This is a genomic window from Streptomyces sp. NPDC048514, from assembly GCF_043199955.1.
In the GTDB taxonomy this organism is placed as follows: domain Bacteria; phylum Actinomycetota; class Actinomycetes; order Streptomycetales; family Streptomycetaceae; genus Streptomyces.
Genome location: NZ_JBICWT010000008.1, coordinates 199863 through 222690, shown reverse-complemented (window position 1 = coordinate 222690; position 22828 = coordinate 199863). Strand labels below are relative to the sequence as shown.

General features: G+C 73.8%; 19 protein-coding genes. 16 read left to right on the top strand and 3 right to left on the bottom strand.

The window, feature by feature from the left end:
- The first annotated feature begins 137 nt into the window (after positions 1–137).
- Both ACGFT2_RS19545 and hemW read left to right on the top strand, forming a co-directional pair.
- A complete protein-coding gene (locus ACGFT2_RS19545) occupies positions 138–1958 on the top strand; it encodes a SpoIIE family protein phosphatase (protein WP_393280039.1) in 1821 nt (606 codons plus the stop codon).
- A 291-nt stretch (positions 1959–2249) separates the two neighbouring features.
- Positions 2250–3482 carry a radical SAM family heme chaperone HemW gene (hemW, locus tag ACGFT2_RS19540; protein WP_393279594.1) on the top strand — a complete coding sequence of 411 codons (1233 nt, stop codon included), beginning with the start codon at positions 2250–2252 and terminating at the stop codon, positions 3480–3482.
- Between the two features lie 256 nt (positions 3483–3738).
- Here hemW and ACGFT2_RS19535 read toward each other — a convergent pair whose 3' ends face one another.
- Positions 3739–4548 carry a DUF3097 domain-containing protein gene (locus tag ACGFT2_RS19535; protein WP_393279592.1) on the bottom strand — a complete coding sequence of 270 codons (810 nt, stop codon included), beginning with the start codon at positions 4546–4548 and terminating at the stop codon, positions 3739–3741.
- Between the two features lie 101 nt (positions 4549–4649).
- The gene (locus ACGFT2_RS19530) at positions 4650–5384 is read right to left on the bottom strand and encodes an MBL fold metallo-hydrolase (protein ID WP_393279589.1); all 735 of its coding nucleotides are present in this window, start codon (positions 5382–5384) and stop codon (positions 4650–4652) included.
- A gap of 174 nt (positions 5385–5558) precedes the next feature.
- Between ACGFT2_RS19530 and hrcA the strand changes: the two genes are divergently transcribed.
- The 10 genes from hrcA (at position 5559) to ACGFT2_RS19480 (ending at position 16359) form a co-directional block, all read left to right on the top strand.
- On the top strand, positions 5559–6575 hold the full coding sequence (hrcA, locus tag ACGFT2_RS19525; RefSeq protein ID WP_393279587.1) for a heat-inducible transcriptional repressor HrcA: 1017 nt from the start codon (positions 5559–5561) through the stop codon (positions 6573–6575).
- Complete coding sequence (gene dnaJ, locus ACGFT2_RS19520) at positions 6576–7712, top strand: molecular chaperone DnaJ (RefSeq protein WP_393279585.1); 1137 nt, start codon at positions 6576–6578, stop codon at positions 7710–7712. It abuts the gene before it with no gap.
- Between the two features lie 100 nt (positions 7713–7812).
- A complete protein-coding gene (locus ACGFT2_RS19515; RefSeq protein ID WP_393279582.1) occupies positions 7813–8901 on the top strand; it encodes a nitronate monooxygenase in 1089 nt (362 codons plus the stop codon).
- Entirely contained in the window at positions 8898–9638 is a 741-nt protein-coding gene (locus ACGFT2_RS19510; protein ID WP_393279580.1) for a 16S rRNA (uracil(1498)-N(3))-methyltransferase, read from the top strand. Before ACGFT2_RS19515 ends, ACGFT2_RS19510 begins: the two co-directional genes overlap by 4 nt.
- 19 nt (positions 9639–9657) lie before the next feature.
- Positions 9658–10050 (top strand): VOC family protein, encoded by a 393-nt coding sequence (locus tag ACGFT2_RS19505; RefSeq protein ID WP_393279577.1) that lies wholly within the window; start codon positions 9658–9660, stop codon positions 10048–10050.
- A gap of 85 nt (positions 10051–10135) precedes the next feature.
- Positions 10136–10699, top strand: a complete 564-nt coding sequence (locus tag ACGFT2_RS19500; protein WP_393279574.1) for a hypothetical protein — start codon at positions 10136–10138, stop codon at positions 10697–10699.
- Between the two features lie 46 nt (positions 10700–10745).
- Entirely contained in the window at positions 10746–14012 is a 3267-nt protein-coding gene (locus tag ACGFT2_RS19495) for a S41 family peptidase (RefSeq protein ID WP_393279571.1), read from the top strand.
- Between the two features lie 41 nt (positions 14013–14053).
- Positions 14054–14407 (top strand): histidine triad nucleotide-binding protein, encoded by a 354-nt coding sequence (locus ACGFT2_RS19490; protein WP_393279569.1) that lies wholly within the window; start codon positions 14054–14056, stop codon positions 14405–14407.
- Between the two features lie 6 nt (positions 14408–14413).
- The gene (locus ACGFT2_RS19485) at positions 14414–15319 is read left to right on the top strand and encodes a ribonuclease Z (RefSeq protein WP_393279566.1); all 906 of its coding nucleotides are present in this window, start codon (positions 14414–14416) and stop codon (positions 15317–15319) included.
- Positions 15320–15354: 35 nt separating this feature from the next.
- The gene (locus ACGFT2_RS19480; protein ID WP_393279564.1) at positions 15355–16359 is read left to right on the top strand and encodes an adenosine deaminase; all 1005 of its coding nucleotides are present in this window, start codon (positions 15355–15357) and stop codon (positions 16357–16359) included.
- Here the strand turns inward: ACGFT2_RS19480 and ACGFT2_RS19475 are convergent.
- Positions 16311–17615 (bottom strand): MFS transporter, encoded by a 1305-nt coding sequence (locus tag ACGFT2_RS19475; RefSeq protein ID WP_393279561.1) that lies wholly within the window; start codon positions 17613–17615, stop codon positions 16311–16313. The two genes, ACGFT2_RS19480 and ACGFT2_RS19475, sit on opposite strands and share 49 nt — an antisense overlap.
- A 506-nt stretch (positions 17616–18121) precedes the next feature.
- Between ACGFT2_RS19475 and ACGFT2_RS19470 the strand changes: the two genes are divergently transcribed.
- The 4 genes from ACGFT2_RS19470 to ACGFT2_RS19455 all read left to right on the top strand — a co-directional run bounded on the left by ACGFT2_RS19470 (position 18122) and on the right by ACGFT2_RS19455 (position 22828).
- Positions 18122–19078: a 5-dehydro-4-deoxyglucarate dehydratase gene (locus ACGFT2_RS19470; protein ID WP_393279559.1), complete on the top strand. Its 957-nt coding sequence runs from the start codon at positions 18122–18124 to the stop codon at positions 19076–19078.
- Complete coding sequence (locus ACGFT2_RS19465; RefSeq protein WP_393279556.1) at positions 19075–20364, top strand: glucarate dehydratase family protein; 1290 nt, start codon at positions 19075–19077, stop codon at positions 20362–20364. The genes ACGFT2_RS19470 and ACGFT2_RS19465 overlap by 4 nt, the downstream gene beginning before the upstream one ends.
- Positions 20365–20437: 73 nt before the next feature.
- A complete protein-coding gene (locus ACGFT2_RS19460) occupies positions 20438–21586 on the top strand; it encodes a carbohydrate kinase family protein (protein ID WP_393279553.1) in 1149 nt (382 codons plus the stop codon).
- Between the two features lie 171 nt (positions 21587–21757).
- Complete coding sequence (locus ACGFT2_RS19455) at positions 21758–22828, top strand: PhoH family protein (RefSeq protein ID WP_393279550.1); 1071 nt, start codon at positions 21758–21760, stop codon at positions 22826–22828.

The window sequence follows — 22828 nt, the reverse complement described above, 5'->3', positions numbered from 1 at the left end:
TGGTCGGTTTCCGCCCGACCGCGCTCGATAGTGTCCGTCTGGGAGCACTCCCGCAGCACGGTTCTCGGTCACGACTGGCCACTTCGGTGACTGCGCGCTTGTCCGTGCCTGCTGTCTGTCACCCTTGCCGCATGGACATGGCGGCCATACCGGCGCAGCGGGAGAGCGAGGCCCCGGACCGTGAGGTGCGGGGGCGGGCCACGCTGGCCGGAAGTCCCCTCGCGCCGGGCTCGGCCCGCGCGCTGGTGCGGGCCGCGCTGGCCGAGGCGCGCGGGGTGTCCGCCCGGCTCGCCGACGACGCCATGGCCGTCGTCAGTGAACTGGTCACCAACGCCGTCGTGCACGCCGGTACCGACGTCGAGCTGGACTGGCGTCTGGAGCAGACCGGCGCGTTCGTCGTGGAGGTGGGCGACCGGCACCCCTCCCGCCCCCCGCGCGATCCGGACGGCGGCGAGACGCCGTACGACGTTGCCGAGTACGGACGCGGGCTGCGGCTGGTCGCCACCCTCGCGGAGTCCTGGGGCGTCACCTACCGCACCGGCGCCAAGACGGTGTGGGCGCGGCTGCCCCCGGGCGGCAGCGACACCGCGGCCGGGCCCGCCCCGGGCCCCGCCCTGGAGGTCGCCGAGGACCTGGCCCCGCAGCCGCACCGCGCCGACGCCGACCGGGACTGGCTCGGCCGGAGCGCGCTGTCCTTCCTCGCCGAGGCCTCCGACCTGCTGGCCGGACAGCTCGACGAGAACCTCGTCGCCGCCCTCACCGGCCAGCTGATCGTGCCCCGGCTCGCCGACTGGTGCGCGGTGTGGCTGGAGGACGAGGCGACCGTACGCGGCGGCACGGGTGGCGGACCGGCCCGGGTCTGGCACACCAGCGAGTCCCGGATCGAGGAACTGCGCTGCGCCCTGGAGAAGGAGCCGCCGTGCCCGCAGGAGGGGCTGCGCTCGAGCCCCGAGCCGTACGCCTGGCCCGGCGACGCGCTCGGCCCGCAGGGTGCCGACGGCACGGCGCTGGCCTACCGGCTGATCGCGGGCGGCCGGCCGCTCGGCACGCTGGTCATCGGCCGCTGCGGGCTGACCGGGTTCCCCGACGAGGTCACCGGGCTCGTCGAGGATCTCAGCAGACGGGTCGCCCTCGCCGTCGGCGCGGCCCGCCAGTACGCCCGCCAGGCCGCCATCAGCGCCGTCCTGCAGCGCGGCCTGCTGCCCGGCGCGGTCGCCGAGATCCCGGGCATGCGCAGCGCGCTCGTCTACGAGCCCTGTGACAAGGGCGGCCCCAGCGGCGACTTCTACGACCTCTTCCCGGCCGGCGACGGCCGCTGGTGCTTCGCCGTCGGCGACGTCCAGGGCAAGGGCCCCGAGGCGGCCGTCGTCATCGGTCTCGCCCGGCCCTGGCTGCGGCTCCTCGCCCGCGAGGGCTACCGCGTCGCCGACGTGCTCGACCGCCTGAACCAGCTCCTCCTCGACGACGCCACCGAGGCCGCCGACGCGGCCGCCCGCGCGCTGGTCGCCGCGGGCGGCCGGCCCGTGCCGCCCGGAGACGGCCCGCAGACCCGCTTCCTGTCCCTGCTCTACGGCGAGCTGACGCCCCACGCCGCGGGTGTCCGCTGCACCCTCGCCTCCGCCGGGCACCCGCTGCCCCTGGTCCTGCGGCCGAACGGCGAGGTGCGCACCGCCGCCCGCCCCCAGACCCTGCTCGGTGTGGTCGAGGACGAGACGTACACCAGCGAGACCCTCGAACTGCGGCCCGGTGACAGCCTGCTGTGCGTCACCGACGGGGTGACCGAGCGCCGCTCGGGCTCCCGCCAGTTCGACGACGGCGACGGGCTCGCGCGGGCCCTGTCCGGCTGCGCGGGCCTGAGCGCCGAGCTGATCGCGGAAAGGATCCGCCGCCTGGTGCACGACTTCGGCGGCGGCCTCCCGGAGGACGACCTGGCCCTGCTGGTCCTCCAGGCGGAGTGACGGGGCGTGGTGGTTCCGGGAGTGGGTGATGGGTGGTGTTCCGGGGCGAGTGACGGACGTGGTGGCTCTGGGCCGGGTGACGGCTGTGGGCGTTCCGGGGCGAGTGATACGCACATGGTGGCCCTGGGCCATGTGACGGTCGTGGGGGTTACGGGGCGAAAGTGACGCACGTAGTGGGCCTGGGCCATGCGACGGCCGTGGGTGTGCCGGGGCGGGAGTGACGGACGTGGTGCTTCGGGCCGGAGCGACCGCCGTCGTACCGGGCGGTGGTCGTACGGGACAATGGGGGACATGCCTTCCGCACTTCCCGACGGCGAGCCCGTCCCCGCCGACGGCGCGCTGCCCGCCGCCGCGCTCGCCGGGGCAGCCGACCGCCCCCTCGGGTTCTATCTGCACGTCCCGTACTGCGCCACCCGCTGCGGCTACTGCGACTTCAACACGTACACCGCGACTGAGCTGCGCGGCACCGGCGGGGTGCTCGCGTCCCGGGACAACTACGCGGACACCCTGACCGACGAGATCCGCCTGGCCCGCAAGGTGCTCGGCGACGACCCGCGCGAGGTCCGCACGGTCTTCGTCGGCGGCGGCACGCCCACGCTGCTGGCCGCGGAGGACCTCGTACGGATGCTGGGCGCGATCCGCGACGAGTTCGGTCTCGCACCGGACGCGGAGATCACCACGGAGGCGAACCCGGAGTCGGTCGACCCGGCCTACCTCGCCACCCTGCGCGAGGGCGGCTTCAACCGGATCTCCTTCGGCATGCAGAGCGCGCGGCGGCACGTGCTGAGGGTGCTGGACCGCACGCACACCCCGGGCCGCCCCGAGGCGTGCGTGGCGGAGGCGCGGTCGGCCGGCTTCCGGCACGTCAACCTCGACCTGATCTACGGCACACCAGGGGAGAGCGACGACGACTGGCGGGCCTCCCTGGACGCGGCGATCGGTGCCGGCCCCGACCACGTCAGCGCCTATGCGCTGATCGTCGAGGAGGGCACCCAGCTCGCCCGCCGCATCCGCCGCGGTGAGGTCCCGATGACGGACGACGACGTTCACGCCGACCGCTACCTGATCGCCGAGGAGACCCTGTCGGCGGCGGGCTTCGACTGGTACGAGGTCTCCAACTGGGCCACCTCCGAGGCGGGCCGCTGCCTGCACAACGAGCTGTACTGGCGGGGTGCCGACTGGTGGGGCGCGGGCCCCGGCGCGCACTCGCACGTCGGCGGGGTGCGCTGGTGGAACGTGAAGCACCCCGGTGCGTACGCGGCGGCGCTGGCGTCTGGGCGGTCGCCCGGGGCCGGCCGTGAGCTGCTGCCGGAGGAGGACCGGCGGGTGGAGCGCGTCCTGCTGGAGCTTCGGCTGCGGGAGGGTGTTCCGCTGTCGCTGCTGAAGGCGGCCGGACGCGCGGCGTCCCGGCGGGCGCTGGCGGACGGCCTGCTCCAGGAGGAACCGTACGCGCGCGGCCGTGCCGTGCTGACCCTGCGCGGCCGGCTGCTGGCGGACGCGGTGGTGCGAGACCTGGTCGACTGACCGGGCCTCGCCGCACGCCCCGTCCGTGGCGGTCGGATGTCGCCGCGCGCCCCGGCCGTTGCGGTCGGACGTCGTAGAGTGCCTCGTCCGTGGCGCTCGGAGGTCGCCGCACGCCCCGTCCGTGGCGGTCGGATGTCGCCGCGCGCCCCGGCCGTTGCGGTCGGACGTCGTAGAGTGCCCCGTCCGTGGCGCTCGGAGGTCGCCGCACGCCCCGTCCGTGGCGGTCTGGCCTCGCCGCGTGTCCTCGCCCCGTGGGTCAGCCCTCGTCGCCGGACGTGACGAAGTCGATCAGCTCCTCCACCCGTCCCAGCAACTCCGGCTCCAGATCCCGGTACGACCCCACGCGCGCCAGAATCGCCTGCCAGGCGGCCCCCGTGTGCTGCGGCCAGCCCAGCGCCCGGCACACCCCCGTCTTCCAGTCCTGGCCGCGGGGCACCCGGGGCCAGCCGGGGATCCCCAGGGACGACGGCTTCACCGCCTCCCAGATGTCGATGTACGGGTGGCCGACGACGAGGGCGTGTTCGCTCGTCACGGCTTCCGCGATGCGCCACTCCTTGGAGCCCGGCACCAGATGGTCCACGAGGACGCCCAGCCGGGCGTCCGGCCCAGGCCCGAACTCGGAGACGATCGCCGGCAGGTCGTCCACGCCCTCCAGGTACTCCACGACCACGCCCTCGACGCGCAGGTCGTCGCCCCACACCTTCTCGACCAGCTCGGCGTCGTGCCGGCCCTCCACGTAGATGCGGCCGGCCCGGGCCACCCGCGCGCGTGCGCCGGGGACGGCGACCGAGCCGGAGGCCGTGCGGGTGGGCCGTACCGGGCCACCCGCGGGTCTCACCAGGGTGACCACCCTGCCCTCCAGCAGGAAGCCGCGCGGCTCCATCGGGAACACCCGGTGCTTGCCGAAACGGTCCTCCAGGGTCACCGTGCCCGCCTCGCAGCGGATCACCGCCCCGCAGAACCCGCTGCCGGGCTCCTCCACCACCAGGCCCGGTTCGGCCGGCACCTCGGGCACGGGTTTCGGCTTCTTCCACGGCGGGGTCAGGTCGGCGGAGTACTGGCGCATTCGGATGACGATAGGAGAACCCGGGGTGCGGGTCCCACGACACGCCGGTATTCACCACCCGGAGCGGCGCGGCTCACGCGGCTCGGGCGGCCCGGTGTGGTTCAGGTCACGTCGAAGCGGGCCGCCAGTTCGTCGCGTTGGCGGCGCACGAAGGCCGCGTCGACCACCGCTCCGTGGCCCGGGACGTAGAGCGCGTCCTCGCCACCCAGGGACAGGAGGCGGTCGAGCGCGTCCGGCCAGCGGGACGGCACCGCGTCCGGGCCCGCCTGGGGCTCGCCGGACTCCTCGACCAGGTCGCCGCAGAAGACGACCTCCCGCCCGCCGGACGCCGAGCCGGGGACCAGGACCGCCAGGTCGTGCGCCGTGTGCCCGGGGCCCACGTTGGCCAGCAGGGCCTGGCGGCCGCCGCCGAGGTCGAGGGTCCACTCGCCGGAGACCAGGTGGCGGGGCGGGGTGAGCGCGTCCACCGCCTCCTCCGCGTCGGCCGCCGGCAGGCCGTTCCCGATCGCGTCCGCGCGCAGCTCCTCGCGGCCGTACGCGAAGACCGCGTCGACGCCCACCGCCCCGTACCCCTGCACCCCGGCGAACGCGGCCGCCCCGAAGACGTGGTCGAAGTGGGGGTGGGTCAGCGCGAGATGGGTCACACGGCCGCCGGTGAGCCGCTGGGCCTGCGCCCGCAGCCGGGCCCCCTCGGCGACGCTCGAGCCGGCGTCGACCATGAGCGCCGTACCCTCGCCGAGGACCAGCCCCACCGTGCAGTCCCAGCCGGGCAGCCGGCACCGCCCGGCCCCGGCGGCCAGCCGCTCCCACCCCAGCTCTTCCCAAGTCACCGTCATACCGCGACGCTAGCGGTAGCACCCGGTGCGGACGCGAGACCGCGGGGGACGACCTTGCCCAGTGTGTACCCGACAGCCGTACACTGGGCCGGGGAATGCTGGCACTCACGTGGGAAGAGTGCCAGGAGGACGACCCGAGGCGATGAGGGGACGACGTGCTGGAGGTGCGCGCGGATGCTGAGTGAACGCAGGCTTCAGGTCCTGCGCGCCATCGTCCAGGACTATGTGGGCACGGAGGAGCCGGTGGGTTCCAAGGCGCTCACCGAGCGGCACAGTCTCGGCGTCTCCCCGGCGACGGTCCGCAACGACATGGCCGCCCTGGAGGACGAGGGGTACATCGCGCAGCCGCACACCAGTGCCGGGCGCATCCCCACCGACAAGGGCTACCGGCTGTTCGTGGACAAGCTCGCGGGCGTCAAGCCGATGACCGCGCCCGAGCGGCGGGCGATCCAGAACTTCCTGGAGGGTGCCGTCGATCTCGACGACGTCGTGGCGCGCACGGTGCGGCTGCTCGCGCAGCTGACCCGGCAGGTCGCCGTCGTGCAGTACCCGTCGCTGACCCGGTCCACCGTCCGGCACGTGGAGCTGCTCTCGCTGGCTCCGGCGCGCCTGATGCTCGTGCTGATCACGGACACCGGCCGGGTCGAGCAGCGGATGGTCGACTGCCCGGCGCCGTTCGGCGAGTCCTCGCTGGCGGATCTGCGGGCGCGGCTGAACAGCCGGGTCGCCGGCCGCCGGTTCGCGGACGTGCCGAAGCTGGTCGAGGACCTCCCGGAAGCCTTCGACGCCGAGGACCGGGGTACGGTCTCCACCGTGCTCTCCACCCTGCTGGAGACACTGGTCGAGGAGAACGAGGAGCGACTGATGATCGGCGGCACCGCCAATCTCACCCGCTTCGGGCATGACTTTCCCCTCACGATCCGGCCCGTCCTGGAGGCCCTCGAGGAGCAGGTCGTGCTCCTCAAGCTCCTGGGCGAGGCGAAGGATCCGGGCGTGACCGTGCGAATCGGCCACGAGAACGCCCATGAAGGACTCAACTCCACGTCCGTCGTGTCGGTCGGTTACGGTTCGGGCGGCGAGGCGGTTGCCAAGCTCGGCGTGGTCGGACCGACCCGCATGGACTACCCGGGAACGATGGGAGCGGTACGCGCAGTGGCACGGTACGTCGGACAGATCCTGGCGGAGTCGTAAGTGGCCACGGACTACTACGCCGTTCTCGGCGTGCGCCGCGACGCGTCGCAGGATGAGATCAAGAAGGCGTTCCGTCGGCTCGCACGCGAGCTGCACCCGGACGTCAACCCCGATCCGAAGACCCAGGAGCGGTTCAAGGAGATCAACGCCGCTTACGAGGTGCTCTCGGACCCGCAGAAGAAGCAGGTCTACGACCTCGGCGGCGACCCGCTCTCCCAGTCGGGCGGCGCGGGCGCGGGCGGCTTCGGTGCCGGCGGCTTCGGCAACTTCTCGGACATCATGGACGCGTTCTTCGGTACGGCGTCGCAGCGCGGGCCGCGCTCGCGCACCCGGCGCGGCCAGGACGCGATGATCCGGATCGAGATCGAGCTGGACGAGGCGGCCTTCGGGACGACCAAGGACATCCAGGTCGACACCGCGGTCGTCTGCAACACCTGCGCCGGCGAGGGCGCGGCGCCGGGCACCTCGGCCCAGACGTGCGACATGTGCCGCGGCCGCGGTGAGGTCTCGCAGGTCACCCGGTCCTTCCTGGGCCAGGTCATGACCTCGCGGCCCTGTCCCCAGTGCCAGGGCTTCGGCACGGTGGTCCCGACCCCGTGCCCGGAGTGCGCCGGCGACGGCCGCGTCCGCTCGCGGCGCACGCTCACCGTGAAGATCCCGGCCGGTGTCGACAACGGCACCCGCATCCAGCTGGCCGGCGAGGGCGAGGTCGGTCCCGGCGGCGGTCCGGCCGGTGACCTGTACGTCGAGATCCACGAGCTGCCGCACTCGATGTTCCAGCGGCGCGGCGACGACCTGCACTGCACGGTCACCATCCCGATGACCGCGGCGGCCCTCGGCACCAAGGTCCCGCTGGAGACGCTGGACGGCATGGAGGAGGTCGACATCCGGCCCGGTACCCAGTCCGGCCAGTCGATCCCGCTGCACGACCGCGGCGTCACGCATCTGCGCGGCGGCGGCCGGGGCGATCTGATCGTCCACGTCGAGGTGCAGACCCCGGGCAAGCTCGACCCGGAGCAGGAGCGACTGCTGCGCGAGCTGGCCAAGCTGAGGGGCGAGGAGCGGCCGCAGGGACAGTTCCAGCCGGGCCAGCAGGGGCTGTTCTCACGGCTGAAGGACGCGTTCAACGGCCGGTGATTCGCGGCGCACGGGGTGCCCCGGCACCCCGTATGCCCCTGGCCTATGCCGCGGGACGCCCGGATTCGGACTTGTACGGAGGACGTGACAACATGCGCTCATGTCCTCCGCGCTGACCGGTCTCTCCCCCCACCCGATCGTGCAGGCCCCCATGGCGGGCGGTGTCTCCGTCCCGCAGCTCGCCGCCGCCGTCTGCGAGGCCGGTGGCCTCGGGTTCCTCGCCGCCGGATACAAGACGGCCGACGGCATGTACCAGGAGATCAAGCAACTGCGGGGGCTCACCGGCCGCCCGTTCGGCGTGAACGTGTTCATGCCCCAGCCCGAGTACGCCGAGTCGGGCGCCGTCGAGGTCTACGCCCACCAGCTGGCCGGCGAGGCCGCCTGGTACGAGACCGAGCTGGGCGATCCGGACAGCGGCCGGGACGACGGCTACGACGCCAAGCTCGCCGTCCTCCTCGACAACCCGGTGCCGGTGGTCTCCTTCCACTTCGGCGTGCCGAGCCCGGAGGCGCTGGAGGCGCTGCGCCGGGCAGGCACCTTCACGCTGGTCACCGCCACCACCGCCGAGGAGGCGCGCGCGGTCGAGCGGGCCGGGGCCGACGCGGTGATCGCGCAGGGCGTGGAGGCCGGCGGTCACCAGGGAACGCACCGGGACGTCGCGGAGAACGACGGCTCCGGCATCGGGCTGCTGTCGCTGATCGCGCAGATCCGCGAGGCCGTGAGCATCCCGATCGTCGCCGCCGGCGGCATCATGCGCGGCGGCCAGATCGCCGCCGTCCTCGCGGCGGGCGCGAGCGCGGCCCAGCTGGGCACCGCCTTCCTCACCACCCCCGAGTCCGGCGCTCACGACCAGCACAAACAGGCACTGACCAACCCCTTGTTCGTGCGTACCGAGCTGACCCGCGCCTTCACCGGACGCCCGGCGCGCGGCCTGGTGAACCGGTTCCTGCGCGAGCACGGCCCGTACGCCCCCGCCGCCTACCCGGAGGTCAACCACCTCACCGCCCCGCTGCGCAAGGCCGCCGCCAAGGCCGGGGACGCGCAGGGCATGGCGCTGTGGGCCGGGCAGGGGCACCGGCTGGCCCGGGAGCTGCCCGCCGGCCGGCTGGTGGAGGTGCTGGCGGCCGAACTCGCCGACGCCAGGACAGCGTTGTCGAGTCTGCCCGGGCCTGGCGGTGACCGGCGATGACCGCGCCCGTCTTCGTCGTCGACCGACTCGACCGCGTGGGGCCGGAGTTCGTGCTCGACGGACCCGAGGGCCGGCACGCGGTATCGGTGAAGCGGCTGCGGCCGGGCGAGGACGTGGTCCTCACCGACGGGCACGGCCGATGGGCCGAGGGTGTCGTCAAGGCGGCCGAGGGCAAGGACCGTCTGGTGGTCGGCGACCTGGATCCCGTCCACGAGGAGCCCCCGGCGGCCCCGCGGATCACCGTCGTCCAGGCCCTGCCCAAGGGCGACCGCGGCGAACTGGCCGTCGAGACCATGACCGAGGTCGGCGTCGACGCCGTCGTGCCCTGGCAGGCGTCCCGCTGCATCACCCAGTGGAAGGGCGAGCGGGGGCTGAAGGCCCTCGGCAAGTGGCGGGCCACCGCCCGCGAGGCCGGCAAGCAGTCCCGCCGGGTCCGCTTCCCCGAGGTCGCGGACACGGCGACGACCAGGCAGGTCGCCGCGCTGCTGGCCGGGGCGGACTTCGCCGCCGTCCTCCACGAGAGCGGCGACGAGCGGCTCGCCACCGCCGAACTGCCCGCCCAGGGCGAGATCGTGCTGGTCGTCGGCCCCGAGGGCGGTGTCTCCCCCGAGGAACTGGCCGTTTTCACGGAGGCGGGTGCGAAGCCGTACGTCCTCGGTCCTACCGTGTTGCGTACATCTACCGCCGGCACCGCCGCCGCGGCCCTCCTGCTGGGCCGCACCGGCCGCTGGTCCTGACCCACCTGGGGGACTCACCGTGGAACTCGCTCAAGTCCGGCTTCTGGTCACCGACTTCGCCTCCTGCTACCGCTTCTACGCCGACGTCCTCGGCCTCAAGCCGCAGTCCGGCGCGGCCGAGGGACCGTACGAGAAGTTCAGCCCGCACGCCGGTTCCGCCGGGATCGCGCTACAGGACCGGGTGATGATGGCCCAGTTCCTGCAGGAACTGGGCGAGAGCGCCACCGGCCACCGCTCCCTCGTCGTGCTGCGCGTGGACGACCTCGACACCTACTGCGCGGAGATCACCTCCCGGGGCGCGACCCTGCTGCACGGACCGGCCCCGATGACCGACCGCATGCGCGTCGCTCATCTCAAGGACCCGGAGGGCAACCTGGTCGAGCTCCAGGAATGGCTGTTGCTGCGCGGCTGACGGCACCGGCGGGCCCGGGCCACGAACGGGTGACTGGCCGTATGCGGTCTTTCGTACCGTCCGTGGCGGTGGCACGCTGCCCTGCATGGGGGCATGGACGTCATGGACGGCAGGGGCACGGAAGCGGCGCGGGGCGCGGGCGGCGGCCGTCGTGGGCCTGGTCGTGGTGGCCGGGGGCGCCACGGCGGCGTGCCGGCCGGGCGATCTCAGCTCCGCGACCGTCGCCTACACCACGGACACCACCGCGACCGCGCAGCTGAAACACGAGCACGTGGACGTCAGCTGGCTCAGCTGCACGGGGAGTTACGGCAAGGGCGGCGGCCCCGCGCGGAGGACGCCGTCGCCGAGCGAGACCACCGTCGTCTCCGTCGACTGCCGCGGGGAGACCCGGGACAGGCGGAAGATCACCGTCACCGGCGAGGTCACCAAGGCCGTCGACGGCGCCTGCGTGCGCGGGGACCTCACGGCCGAGGTCGGCGGCAGACGGGTGTTCCACGTGCGCGGGCTGGGCGACTGCGACGCCACGCCCCCCGGGCCGACGTACCGGCCGCCCGGCGGAGGGCAGCCGCGGCCGACCGTGACGGTCACCGTCACCCGCACCGTCTGGTGCGAGAGCGACCCCGGCTGCCGGCCCGTCGAGGGCAAGTGATCGGAACGGGAAGCGGAGCACGGCGGCCACTGCGTACAGTGACGGGGTGACTCAGGGTGCTTCGACGGGGACCACGGACATCTCCGGCTATCTCCGATTCCCCCATCTGCACGGCGACTTGGTGGCGTTCGTCGCCGAGGACGACGTCTGGCTCGCGCCCCTCGACGGTGGCCGCGCCTGGCGGGTGAGCGCCGACAACATGCCGGTGACCCGCCCCCGGATCTCGCCGGACGGACGGCACCTCGCCTGGACCTCCACCCGGGACGGCGCGCCCGAGGTGCACGTCGCCCCCGTCGACGGCGGCCCCGCCGAGCGCCTGACGTACTGGGGCAACCGCCGTACCGAGGTGCGCGGATGGACGGCGGACGGGCGGGTGCTCGCGCTCGGCGCGCAGGGCCGGCCCAGCTTCCGGCACACCTGGGCGCACGCCGTCCCGCTGGACGGCGGACCGGCCGAGACCCTGCCGTACGGGCCGGTCGGCGACGTGGCGTTCGGACCGGCCACCGTGCTGCTGTCCGCGCCGATGGGCCTGGAGTCCGCCTACTGGAAGCGCTACCGGGGCGGCACGGCGGGCAAGCTGTGGATCGACCCCGACGGCAGCGGCGAGTTCGTACGGCTCCACCCGGACATCGACGGGAACATCGAGTGCCCGGTGTGGGCGGGGGAGCGGATCGCGTTCCTCAGCGACCACGAGGGCACCGGCGCGCTGTACTCCTCCCTGCCCGACGGCTCCGGCCTGCGCCGGCACACCCCCCTCGACGGCTTCTACGCCCGGCACGCGGCCGGGGACGGAAACCGCGTCGTCTACGCAGCGGCGGGTGACCTGTGGCTGCTGGACGACCTGGAGGGCGCCGAGCCGCGCCGGCTCGGGGTACGGCCCGGCGGACCCCGCCCGGACCTGCGGCCGTATCCGGTGAACGCCTCCCACTGGTTCACGGAGGCCTCCCCCGACCACACCGCCCGGGGCAGCGCCGTCTGCGTGCGCGGCGGCGTCCACTGGGTCACCCACCGCTCCGGCCCCGCCCGCGCCCTCGCCGCCACCCCCGGCGTCCGCGCCCGGCTGCCCCGCGCCTTCCGCAGCGAGGGCGAGGAGTGGGCGGTGTGGGTGACGGACGCCGAGGGCGAGGACGCCCTGGAGTTCGCCCCCGCGACCGGGACCGTCCCCGGCGCCCCGCCCCGCCGGCTCGCCGCCGGGCAGCTCGGCCGGGTCCTGGAACTGGCCGTGTCGCCCGACGGCGGCCGGGTCGCCGTCGCCGCGCACGACGGGCGGCTGCTGCTCGTCGAGCGGGAGACCGGCGAGGTCCGCGAGGTCGACCGCAGCGACGACGGCGAGGTCAGCGGGCTCGCCTTCGCACCCGACTCCGCCTGGCTGGCCTGGGCCCACCCCGGCCCCCGCCCGCTGTCCCAGCTGCGCATCGCCCACACCACCGACCTGTCCGTCACCGAGGCGACGCCGCTGCGCTTCCAGGACTACGCGCCCGCCTTCACCCTCGACGGCAGACACCTCGCCTTCCTCTCCAACCGCGCCTTCGACCCGGTCTACGACGAGCACGCCTTCGACCTCGCGTTCGTGGTCGGTGCCCGGCCGCACCTGATCACGCTGGCCGCCGTCACCCCGTCCCCGTTCGGTCCGCAGCGGCACGGCCGCTCCTTCGAGACCGCCGACAAGGACGAGACCCCCGACAGCGAGGGCGCCCCCGCCACCCGAATCGACCTCGACGGCCTCGCCGACCGGATCGTGCCCTTCCCGGTCGAGGCCGGGCGCTACTCCGCGCTGCGCGCCGCCAAGGACGGCGTCCTGTGGCTGCGCCACCCCGTGCACGGCGTCCTCGGCGCGGCCCGCGCCCACCCCGAGGACCCGGATCCGCACACCGAGCTGGAGCGCTACGACCTGGTCCAGCGGCGTTTGGAGCCCCTGGTCTCCGACGCCGACCACTTCGAGGTCAGCGGCGACGGCCGGCGCGTCCTGGTGTGGGGCGGCGGCCGGCTCCGGGTGGTACCCGGCGACCGCCGCACCGGTGCCGACGACGACGGCGACGGCAGTGTCACGGTCGACCTCGCCCGCGTCCGGCAGAGCGTCGACCCGGCCGCCGAGTGGCGGCAGATGTACGACGAGACCGGCCGCCTGATGCGCGACCACTTCTGGCGGCCCGACCTCGGCGGCGTCGACTGGGACGGGGTCCTCGGCCGCTACCGGCCGCTGCTGTCCCGGCTCGCCACCCACAGCGATCTGGTCGACCTGCTCTGGGAGGTGCACGGCGAACTCGGCACCTCGCACGCCTACGTCACCCCGCGGTCCGGCCACGGTGGCCGGCACGGCCTGCTCGGCGCCGACCTCTCCCGTCACGAGGACGGAAGCTGGCGCATCGACCGGATCCTGCCCGCCGAGACCTCCGACCCGGACGCCCGCTCCCCGCTGGCCGCGCCCGGTGTCGCCGTACGCCCCGGCGACGCGATCGTCGCCGTCGCCGGGCACCCCGTCGACCCGGTGACCGGACCCGGCCCGCTGCTCGCCGGCACCGCGGGCCACGCCGTGGAGCTGACCGTCTCCCCGGCGGGCGGCGGCGAACCGCGCCACACGGTCGTCGTGCCCATCGCCGACGAGGAACCGCTGCGCTACCACGCCTGGGTGGCCGGCCGCCGCGCCCACGTCCACGCGGCCTCCGACGGCCGGCTCGGCTACCTCCACGTCCCCGACATGCAGGCCCCCGGCTGGGCGCAGATCCACCGCGACCTGCGCGTCGAGGTCGCCCGGGAGGGGCTCGTGGTCGACGTCCGGGAGAACCGCGGCGGCCACACCTCCCAGCTCGTGGTCGAGAAGCTGGCCCGCCGGATCGTCGGCTGGGACCTGGCCCGCGGCATGCGCCCCACCAGCTACCCGCTCGACGCACCCCGCGGACCCGTCGTCGCCGTCGCCAACGAGTTCTCCGGCTCCGACGGCGACATCGTCAACGCGGCCGTCAAGGCCCTCGGCATCGGCCCGGTCGTCGGCACCCGCACCTGGGGCGGCGTCATCGGCATCGACAGCCGCTACCACCTGGTCGACGGCACACTGGTCACCCAGCCCAAGTACGCGATCTGGCTGGACGGCCCCGGCTGGGACGTGGAGAACCACGGCGTCGACCCGGACGTGGAGGTCGTCCAGCGCCCCCAGGACTGGGCGGCGGGCAGGGACGCCCAGCTGGACGCGGCGATCCGGCTCGCGCTGGAGTCACTGGAGACGAGTCCCGCGAGGACACCGCCCGACCTGCCGGCCCCAGGGGCGCGGGGAACCGCGCGAAGGCCCCCCACGGGCCCGCACCCGAACGACTAACATGCCCCCGTATCGATCATCGGCGAAAGCGAGCGCAGCGTATGGCCGGCGAACCGCAGGACGACTGCCTGTTCTGCAAGATCGTCGCGGGTGAGATCCCGGCGACGATCGTCCGCGAGACCGACACCACCGTCGCCTTCCGGGACATAAACCCCCAGGCGCCCACGCACATCCTGGTGATCCCGAAGGCGCACTACGAGAACGCGGCCGCCCTGGCCGCCGGCGCCCCCCAGCTCTGCGCCGACGTGCTGCGCGAGACCGCCGAGGTCGCCGCGGGCGAGAAGCTCGACAGCTACCGCACCGTCTTCAACACCGGCAGCGGCGCCGGCCAGACCGTCTGGCACGCCCACGCGCACCTCCTCGGCGGCCGTGGCCTGGAATGGCCTCCCGGATAAGTCGCCATGTCCGTCCGTGAACTGGTGGTCCTCGGCACCGCCAGCCAGGTCCCGACCCGGCACCGCAACCACAACGGCTACCTGCTGAGGTGGGACGGCGAGGGAATCCTGTTCGACCCCGGCGAGGGCACACAGCGCCAGATGCTGCGCGCCGGGGTCGCCGCGCACGACCTGAACCGGCTGTGCGTCACGCACTTCCACGGTGACCACTGTCTCGGCCTCGCCGGCGTCATCCAGCGGATCAACCTCGACCAGGTCCCGCACCCCGTCACCGCGCACTACCCGGGCTCCGGGCAGCACTTCTTCGACCGGCTGCGGTACGCGACGGCCTACCGGGAGACGGTCCGCCTCACCGAGGCCCCGGTCACCGCCGACGGCACCCTCGCGGTGACCCCCTCCTACACCCTCGAGGCCCGCAGGCTCTCCCACCCCGTCGAGTCCTACGGCTACCGGCTGACCGAACCCGACGGGCGCCGCATGCTGTCCGAGCGCCTCGCCGCGCACGGGATCAAGGGGCCGGACGTGGGCAGGCTGCAGCGCGAGGGCCGGCTCGGGGACGTGACGCTGGAGGACGTCAGCGAGGTACGGCGCGGGCAGCGGTTCGCGTTCGTCATGGACACCAGGCTCTGCGCCGGGGTGCACGCCCTGGCCGAGGGCTGCGACCTGCTCGTCATCGAGTCCACCTTCCTCGACGAGGACGCCGGACTCGCCGCCGACCACGGCCACTTGACCGCCGGGCAGGCGGCCGCCGTGGCCCGGGACGCAGGGGTGCGGCATCTCGTCCTCACCCACTTCAGCCAGCGCTACCCCGACCCCGCCGAGTTCGAGCGGCAGGCGCGCGCGGCCGGGTTCGGCGGGGAGCTGACGGTGGCGCACGACCTGCAGCGGGTGCCGGTCCCCAAGCGCCGGTGAAACAGCAGGCCAGGGGTGGGTCGTACGATGCTTCGATGCCCCTCCCGAAAGCAGAACTGCACCTCCACATCGAAGGCACCCTGGAGCCCGAGCTGGCCTTCGAGCTGGCCGCCCGCAACGGCGTCGAACTGCCCTACGCCGACACCGGGGAACTGCGCGAGGCGTACCGGTTCGAGGACCTCCAGTCCTTCCTGAACCTGTACTACGAGCTGATGGCCGTCCTGCGTACCGAGCAGGACTTCGCGGACCTGGCGAACGCCTATCTGGCCCGGGCCGCCGCGCAGGGCGTCCGGCACGCGGAGATCTTCTTCGACCCGCAGGCCCACCTCGCCCGGGGCGTGTCCATGGGCACGGTCGTGGAGGGGCTGTGGCGGGCGCTCGGCCGCAGCGAGGAGAACCACGGGGTCTCCACCCGCCTCATCCTCTGCTTCCTGCGGGACGAGTCGGCCGAGTCGGCACGGGAGACCCTCGCGGCCGCCGAGCCGTACCTCGACCGGATCACCGGGGTCGGCCTGGACTCGGCCGAGGTCGGGCATCCGCCGGTGAAGTTCCGCGAGGTGTACGAGGCCGCCGCCGCGCTCGGGCTGCGCCGCGTGGCGCACGCCGGCGAGGAGGGGCCGCCGGAGTACATCACCGAGGCGCTGGACGTGCTCGGTGTGGAGCGCGTCGACCACGGCCTGCGCTGCGTGGAGGACCCGGCGCTGGTGGAGCGGCTGGTCCGGGACCGGATCCCGCTCACCCTGTGCCCGCTGTCCAACGTCCGCCTGCGCACCGTGGACACCCTGGCCGACCACCCGCTGCCGGCCATGCTCGACGCCGGCCTGCTGTGCACGGTCAACTCCGACGACCCGGCGTACTTCGGCGGATACGCCGGTGACAACTTCGCGGCGGTACGGCAGGCCCTGGGGCTCACCGAGGAGCGGCTGCGGGAGCTGGCGCGCAACTCCTTCCTCGCCTCCTTCCTGGAGGACGACGAGGAGCGCCGGGCCCGCTACCTCGCCGAGGTGGCGGCGTACGAGTTCGGCGAAGCGGTGTCGTAGGCGGTCCGGGCGGCGATGACGGGCGTCTCCACCGGGACTTCGACGACCGGCAGGGGACGCCTGGCTTCCCGTGGCGCGGTGACGACGGCGGCCGTACGCCTGCCCGGGCGCAGGGCCACCGCAGTCATCGGCACGGCGATCAGCAGCAGCCCGGCGGCGAGCAGGAGACCCATCGCCGGGAACCCCGCCCGTCCCGCCAGCACGCTCCCGGCCAGCGGGCCCGCCGCCGTGCCGAGCGAGGACGCCGAGCCGACCAGGACCGCCCAGCGGCCCCGCGGGTCCAGCGAGGCGGCGAGCCCGAGGACGTACGACAGCACGACCGGGTAGAGCAGGTTCCAGGAGATCTCGCCGGCGGCGAAGGCCGGCAGGTCCGTCGCCGACGCGCTGAGCGCGATGCAGCCGGCGATGAGCACGGTTCCGGCGCCGATCGGCACGGCCCGGCCCAGCCGCGGGCCCAGCGCGCCCGCGCCCAGCACCCCGAGCAGTCCGGCGCCGAGCGCGACCGCGAAGACCGCGCCGACGGTGACCTCGGTGAGATGGGCCTGGGCTTGGCCGATGCGGCCGCTGACGCCCCAGAGGGAGTTCTGGGCGAGGGACCAGCAGGGCATGGCGGCGGCCAGCAGCAGGCCGGCGCGGAGCCGGGGCAGCCGGCCGTGCCCGAGGGGTGCGCGGGCCGGGGCCGTACCGGCGCACAGACGGCCGGTGAACGGCCAGACGGCGAGCGCGGTCAGCGCGAGGGCGGCCATCGGGAGGCCGTGGCCCGGGCCGAGGTGCGGGATCGTCAGGTACAGGGCGCCGGCGAGGGCGGAGACGCAGAGCAGGCCCAGCGTGGTGACGCGGTGCGGGTCGTTCCCCCAGGCTCTCGGCCTTGCCCGGACGGGGGACACCCCGAGGGCGGCGATGCCGCTCGCGGCCACCGCGGTGACCGTGCCCGAGCCGAAGCCGCCGGCGAGGGCGCCCGCGACGACGGCCGGTACGGCGCCGGTGAGCGCGGCACCGCCGTAGCCGACGACGGCGAGGGCGAGGCCGGTGCGGGCGAGTGTGCGGGGACCGGTCCGGTCCACCCGGGAGGCCAGCAGGAACCCCGCCATGGCCGAACTCAGCAGCAGGGCACTGCCGATGGCGCCGGCCTCGGTGGCGGTGAGCGGCAGACCGCTGTCGAGTCTGCCGACGGTGGTCGGCAGCAGATAGGGAGCGAGATACCCGGCCGTGAAAAGGGCGACGAGAGGCCAGGGCGGGGTGCGGGGGGCGGACACGGGCGTTCCCAGGCAGGCTGAAGGAGCCGAGCGGCTCGGAAGGGGGGAGGGGGCGACGACCGTCGACGGACAGGAACGCGCGAGCAAGTTGTATCAAGCACGCGGTGCCGGAAGAAGGTTGGGGTGAGTGATCCCGATCACTGCCGCGTTTGGAGGTGACTCGACGGGGTAGACGCGCGCGCCCGCATCGCCGGACGCTTCCGTCGCTGTCCATGGCCCCGTCGGGTGTGCGCTATAGTTGATCACGTCGCGGTCGCCGGAACACCCGGTGCCAGGCCGTGCGTTGGTGGTCCAAGGAAAGACGCCCCGCTTCCTGCGGGGAGATGCAGGTGCAAGGCCTGCCCAGCGCTCCAGACGAGAGCCCCACCCCGCTGTGTGCGGGATGGGGCTCTTTTTCGTGCCCGTCCCTCACGCCCCCACTGCCCGGATGACGGGCTCCCATTGACGCTCCGGTGTTCGTGTATCTAGCCTCTGTTCTTATACATAGACGGCATTCACAAGGGGAGATGGTCAAGGTGGGCGGCGACCCGGCTCCGCAGGACTCGGCGCGGCGGCTGCGGGAGGGGATGGCCCGCGGCGTGCTGTCCTTCCCGCTCACCGCCTTCCACGACGACGGCACGCTCGATCCCGACGGCTTCCGCGCCCATGCGGCCGACCGGCTCGCCGCCGGCCCCGGCGCGCTCTTCCCGGCCTGCGGCACCGGCGAGTTCTTCTCGCTGGACGAGGACGAGTACCGCACGGTCGTCGCCGTCGCCGTCGAGGAGGCCGCCGGCCGGGTGCCCGTGGTGGCCGGTACGGGATACGGCTGGGCGCAGGCCGCCCGGTTCGCGCGGATCGCCGAGGAGGCCGGGGCCGACGCCCTGCTGGTGCTGCCGCACTACCTCGTCGACGCCCCGCAGGACGGCCTCGCCGCCCAGCTGGAGCAGCTCGCCGCCCGCACCCGGCTGCCGCTGATCGCCTACCAGCGCGGTCCGGTCGCCTATACGGTGGACTCGCTGCGGCGCATCGCGCGCATCCCGAACGTCATCGGCCTCAAGGACGGCCACAGTGACCTCGACCGGCTCCAGCGCCTCACCCTGGCCGCCCCCGACGGCTTCCTCTTCTTCAACGGCGCCGCCACCGCCGAGATCCAGGCCCGCGCCTACGCCACCGTCGGCGTCCCCGCCTACTCCTCCGCCGTGCACGCCTTCGCCCCCGAGATCGCCGGCGCCTTCTTCGCCGCGCTCCGCGACGGCGACCACGGGACGGCCGACAAGCTGCTGCGCGCGTTCTACGTCCCCTTCGTCGAAATCCGCGACCGCGCACCCGGTTACGCGGTGTCCCTGGTGAAGGCGGCGGCCCGGCTGCGCGGACAGCGGGTCGGCCCCGTGCGCGCCCCGCTCACCGAGCCCTCGCCCGCCGACCTCGCCGGCCTCGAGGCCCTGCTCACCGCCGGCCTCGACCTCGTAGGAGCCGCCCTGTGACCCGCGACCTGACCGTCACCGAGGTGCGGCTGACCCCGATCCTGGTCGCCGACCCGCCGCTGCTCAACACCCAGGGCGTGCACCAGCCGTACACCCCCCGGCTGATCGTCGAGATCGTCACGGCCGACGGGACCACCGGGCTCGGCGAGACCTACGGCGACGCCAGGTACCTGGACGTCGCCCGCCCGCTGGCCGAACGCCTACCCGGCCGCTCGGTCATGGATGTGAACAGCCTGTTCGCCATCGACCTCGCAGTGGACGAGTCACGGGTCGCGGGCGCCGTGGACGCCGGAGGGCTGCGCGGCGTGCAGAGCGCCGACAAACTGCGGCTGTCCGTGCTGTCCGCCTTCGAGGTCGCCTGCCTGGACGCCCAGGGCAAGGCGCTCGGGCTGCCGGTGCACGCACTGCTCGGCGGCAAGGTCCGCGACGCCGTGGAGTACAGCGCCTACCTGTTCTACAAGTGGGCCCGGCACCCCGCGGGCGTTCCGGCCGAACCGGACGAGTGGGGTGCCGCCCTGGACCCGGCCGGTGTGGTGGAACAGGCGCACAGGCTCCGGGAGCGGCACGGGTTCGGCTCGTTCAAGCTCAAGGGCGGCGTGTTCCCGCCCGAGGAGGAGATCGCGGCCGTACGCGCCCTCGCCGAGGCCTTCCCCGGGCACCCGCTGCGCCTCGACCCCAACGGCGCCTGGTCGGTCGCCACCTCGCTGAAGGTGGCCGCGGAACTCGGGGACGTCCTGGAGTACTTGGAGGACCCGGCGCTCGGCACCCCCGCGATGGCCGAGGTGTCCGCCGGCACCGACGTGCCCCTCGCGACCAACATGTGCGTGACCACCTTCGGGGAGATCAAGGAGGCGTTCACGCGGGACGCCGTCCAGGTCGTGCTCTCCGACCACCACTACTGGGGCGGACTGCGCAACACCCAGCGGCTCGCCGCGATCTGCGCCGCCTTCGGCGTCGGGGTGTCCATGCACTCCAACACCCACCTCGGCATCAGCCTCGCCGCGATGACCCACGTGGCGTCGACCGTGCCGGGCCTGCACCACGCCTGCGACTCGCACTACCCCTGGCAGTCGGAGGACGTCCTCACCGAGCGGATCGCCTTCACCGGCGGCTCGGTCGTGGTGTCCGACGAGCCGGGCCTCGGTGTCGCGCTCGACCGGGACGAACTGGCCCGGCTGCACCGCAGGTGGGCCGAGGACGACGGTGCGCTGCGCGACCGGGACGACGCGGCGGCGATGCGGGCGGCCGAACCGGGGTGGCGGACACCGGTGATGCCCCGCTGGTGACGAGCGGCACGGGCGGTCCCGGGCATGTCCTGGTGCACACTGGCCAGATCCGCACCACGCCAGGGAGCGCACCGTGACCCCGTCGCACCTCACCGCCGGAGAGGAACCGGAACACCTCACACAGACCGGGCGCCGGCAGGCCCAGGTCGACCCGCTCGGCGCGCTGCGCACACCCGGCGACCCGCCCTGGGACGTCTACCTCACGGGCACGGTCTTCCTCGACATCATCTTCACCGGCCTGGACTCGGCGCCCGTGCGCGGCACCGAGTCCTGGGCCCGGGGCATGGGTTCCAGCCCCGGCGGCGTCGCCAACATGGCCGCCGCCCTGGCCCGCCTCGGCCTGAAGACCTCCCTCGCCGCGGCCTTCGGCGACGATCACTACGGCGAGTACTGCTGGGACGCGCTCGCCCGGGGCGAGGGCATCGACCTGTCGGCCTCGCGGACCGTGCCCGGCTGGCACTCGCCGGTGACCGTCTCCATGGCGTACGAGGGCGAGCGCACCATGGTGTCCCACGGGCACGAGCCGCCCCCGGAGGAGACGGCGCCCGACTGCCCGCCCCGCGCCCGCGCGGCCGTGGCCTCGCTCACGCCCGGCACGACGGCGTCCTGGATCGCCCAGGCCGCCGGCGAGGGCACCCGGATCTTCGCCGACGTCGGCTGGGACGACACCGGCGCCTGGGATCTCGCGGGGCTCACCGACCTGCGGCACTGCGAGGCGTTCCTGCCCAACGCGGAGGAGGCGAAGCGGTACACCGGCGCCGACTGCCCGCGCCTCGCCGCGCACGCGCTGACCGAGTACGTACCGGTGGCCGTGGTCACCCTCGGGGAGGAGGGGGCCTACGCGGTGGACCGGCGCACGGGCGAGGCCGCCGAGGTGCCCGCGATCGCCGTGGAGGCGCTGGATCCGACGGGCGCGGGGGACGTGTTCGTCGCCGGGTTCGTGACGGGTTCCCTCGCGGGGTGGCCGCTGGCCGACCGGCTGGCGTTCGCCGGGCTGACGGCGGCGCTGTCGGTGCAGGAGTTCGGGGGATCGCTGTCGGCGCCGGGGTGGTCGGAGATCGGCGCGTGGTGGCGGCGGGTGCAGTCGGTGGAGGGGCAGGACCCGGCGGCGTTGCGGCGGTACGCGTTCCTCGACGGGCTGGTGCCGGAGGAACGGGAACTGGACCGGCCCTGGCCACTGCGGCGAGCGGTGCCGACCATCGGCTTCCGCAGATCCGGCTGACCGGCCGGCCGGGGCCGCCGGGCGCGCAGGGGCTTGCGAGCGGCCCCGTGACCGCAGCGCTTCGAAAAGCCTTACGGGCTTGTCAGCCGCCCGGCGTACTCTGGAACCGGGAGGCCGCCCTCAGCCGTGCGGCCGTGACGAGGAGGAAGCGCAGGCCTTAAGCGCCGGCCCATGACACAGACACCCACAGCTCACAGCCCCGCGCAGGAGCAGGCGAGAGCAGAGCTCACCGTCCCCGCCCAGCACCCCATGGTGACCGTGCTGGGTTCCGGCGACTCCCTCCTGCGCGTCATCGAGAGGGCCTTCCCGGCGGCCGACATCCACGTCCGGGGAAATGAGATCAGCGCGGTCGGTGACCCCACCGACGTCGCCCTGATCTCGCGTGTGTTCGACGAGATGATGCTGGTGCTCCGCACCGGACAGCCGATGACGGAGGACGCCGTGGAACGCTCGATCGCCATGCTCAAGGCGAGCGAGAACGGCACGAACGACGGCCCGGAGACCCCGGCGCAGGTGCTGACGCAGAACATCCTCTCCTCGCGCGGCCGCACGATCCGCCCGAAGACCCTCAACCAGAAGCGGTACGTCGACGCGATCGACAAGCACACGATCGTCTTCGGCATCGGCCCCGCCGGTACCGGCAAGACCTACCTGGCCATGGCCAAGGCCGTACAGGCACTGCAGTCCAAGCAGGTCAACCGGATCATCCTGACCCGTCCGGCGGTCGAGGCCGGCGAGCGGCTCGGCTTCCTGCCCGGCACGCTCTACGAGAAGATCGACCCCTATCTGCGCCCGCTGTACGACGCACTGCACGACATGCTCGACCCCGACTCGATCCCGCGGCTGATGGCGGCGGGCACGATCGAGGTCGCGCCGCTGGCCTACATGCGCGGCCGTACGCTCAACGACGCCTTCATCATCCTGGACGAGGCACAGAACACCAGCCCCGAGCAGATGAAGATGTTCCTCACCCGGCTCGGCTTCGACTCGAAGATCGTGATCACGGGTGACGTGACCCAGGTCGACCTGCCGAACGGCACCAAGAGCGGTCTCAGGCAGGTGCAGGAGATCCTGGAGGGCGTCGAGGACGTGCACTTCTCCCGGCTGTCGTCGCAGGATGTCGTACGGCACAAGCTGGTGGGCCGTATCGTCGACGCGTACGAGCAGTACGACAGCGAGCACGGCACCGAGAACGGCACCCACAAGGGCGGCCGGGGCCGGTCCGGGCACAAGGGGAAGTAG

Excerpts from the sequence above, each read along its gene's own strand:
- ACGFT2_RS19545 (WP_393280039.1), top strand. The coding sequence starts at position 138 with ATGGCGGCCATACCGGCGCAGCGGGAGAGCGAGGCCCCGGACCGTGAG.
- hemW (WP_393279594.1), top strand. The coding sequence starts at position 2,250 with ATGCCTTCCGCACTTCCCGACGGCGAGCCCGTCCCCGCCGACGGCGCG.
- ACGFT2_RS19535 (WP_393279592.1), bottom strand. The coding sequence starts at position 4,548 with ATGCGCCAGTACTCCGCCGACCTGACCCCGCCGTGGAAGAAGCCGAAA.
- ACGFT2_RS19530 (WP_393279589.1), bottom strand. The coding sequence starts at position 5,384 with ATGACGGTGACTTGGGAAGAGCTGGGGTGGGAGCGGCTGGCCGCCGGG.
- hrcA (WP_393279587.1), top strand. The coding sequence starts at position 5,559 with ATGCTGAGTGAACGCAGGCTTCAGGTCCTGCGCGCCATCGTCCAGGAC.
- ACGFT2_RS19515 (WP_393279582.1), top strand. The coding sequence starts at position 7,813 with ATGTCCTCCGCGCTGACCGGTCTCTCCCCCCACCCGATCGTGCAGGCC.
- ACGFT2_RS19510 (WP_393279580.1), top strand. The coding sequence starts at position 8,898 with ATGACCGCGCCCGTCTTCGTCGTCGACCGACTCGACCGCGTGGGGCCG.
- ACGFT2_RS19500 (WP_393279574.1), top strand. The coding sequence starts at position 10,136 with ATGGGGGCATGGACGTCATGGACGGCAGGGGCACGGAAGCGGCGCGGG.
- ACGFT2_RS19490 (WP_393279569.1), top strand. The coding sequence starts at position 14,054 with ATGGCCGGCGAACCGCAGGACGACTGCCTGTTCTGCAAGATCGTCGCG.
- ACGFT2_RS19485 (WP_393279566.1), top strand. The coding sequence starts at position 14,414 with ATGTCCGTCCGTGAACTGGTGGTCCTCGGCACCGCCAGCCAGGTCCCG.
- ACGFT2_RS19480 (WP_393279564.1), top strand. The coding sequence starts at position 15,355 with ATGCCCCTCCCGAAAGCAGAACTGCACCTCCACATCGAAGGCACCCTG.
- ACGFT2_RS19470 (WP_393279559.1), top strand. The coding sequence starts at position 18,122 with ATGGTCAAGGTGGGCGGCGACCCGGCTCCGCAGGACTCGGCGCGGCGG.
- ACGFT2_RS19455 (WP_393279550.1), top strand. The coding sequence starts at position 21,758 with ATGACACAGACACCCACAGCTCACAGCCCCGCGCAGGAGCAGGCGAGA.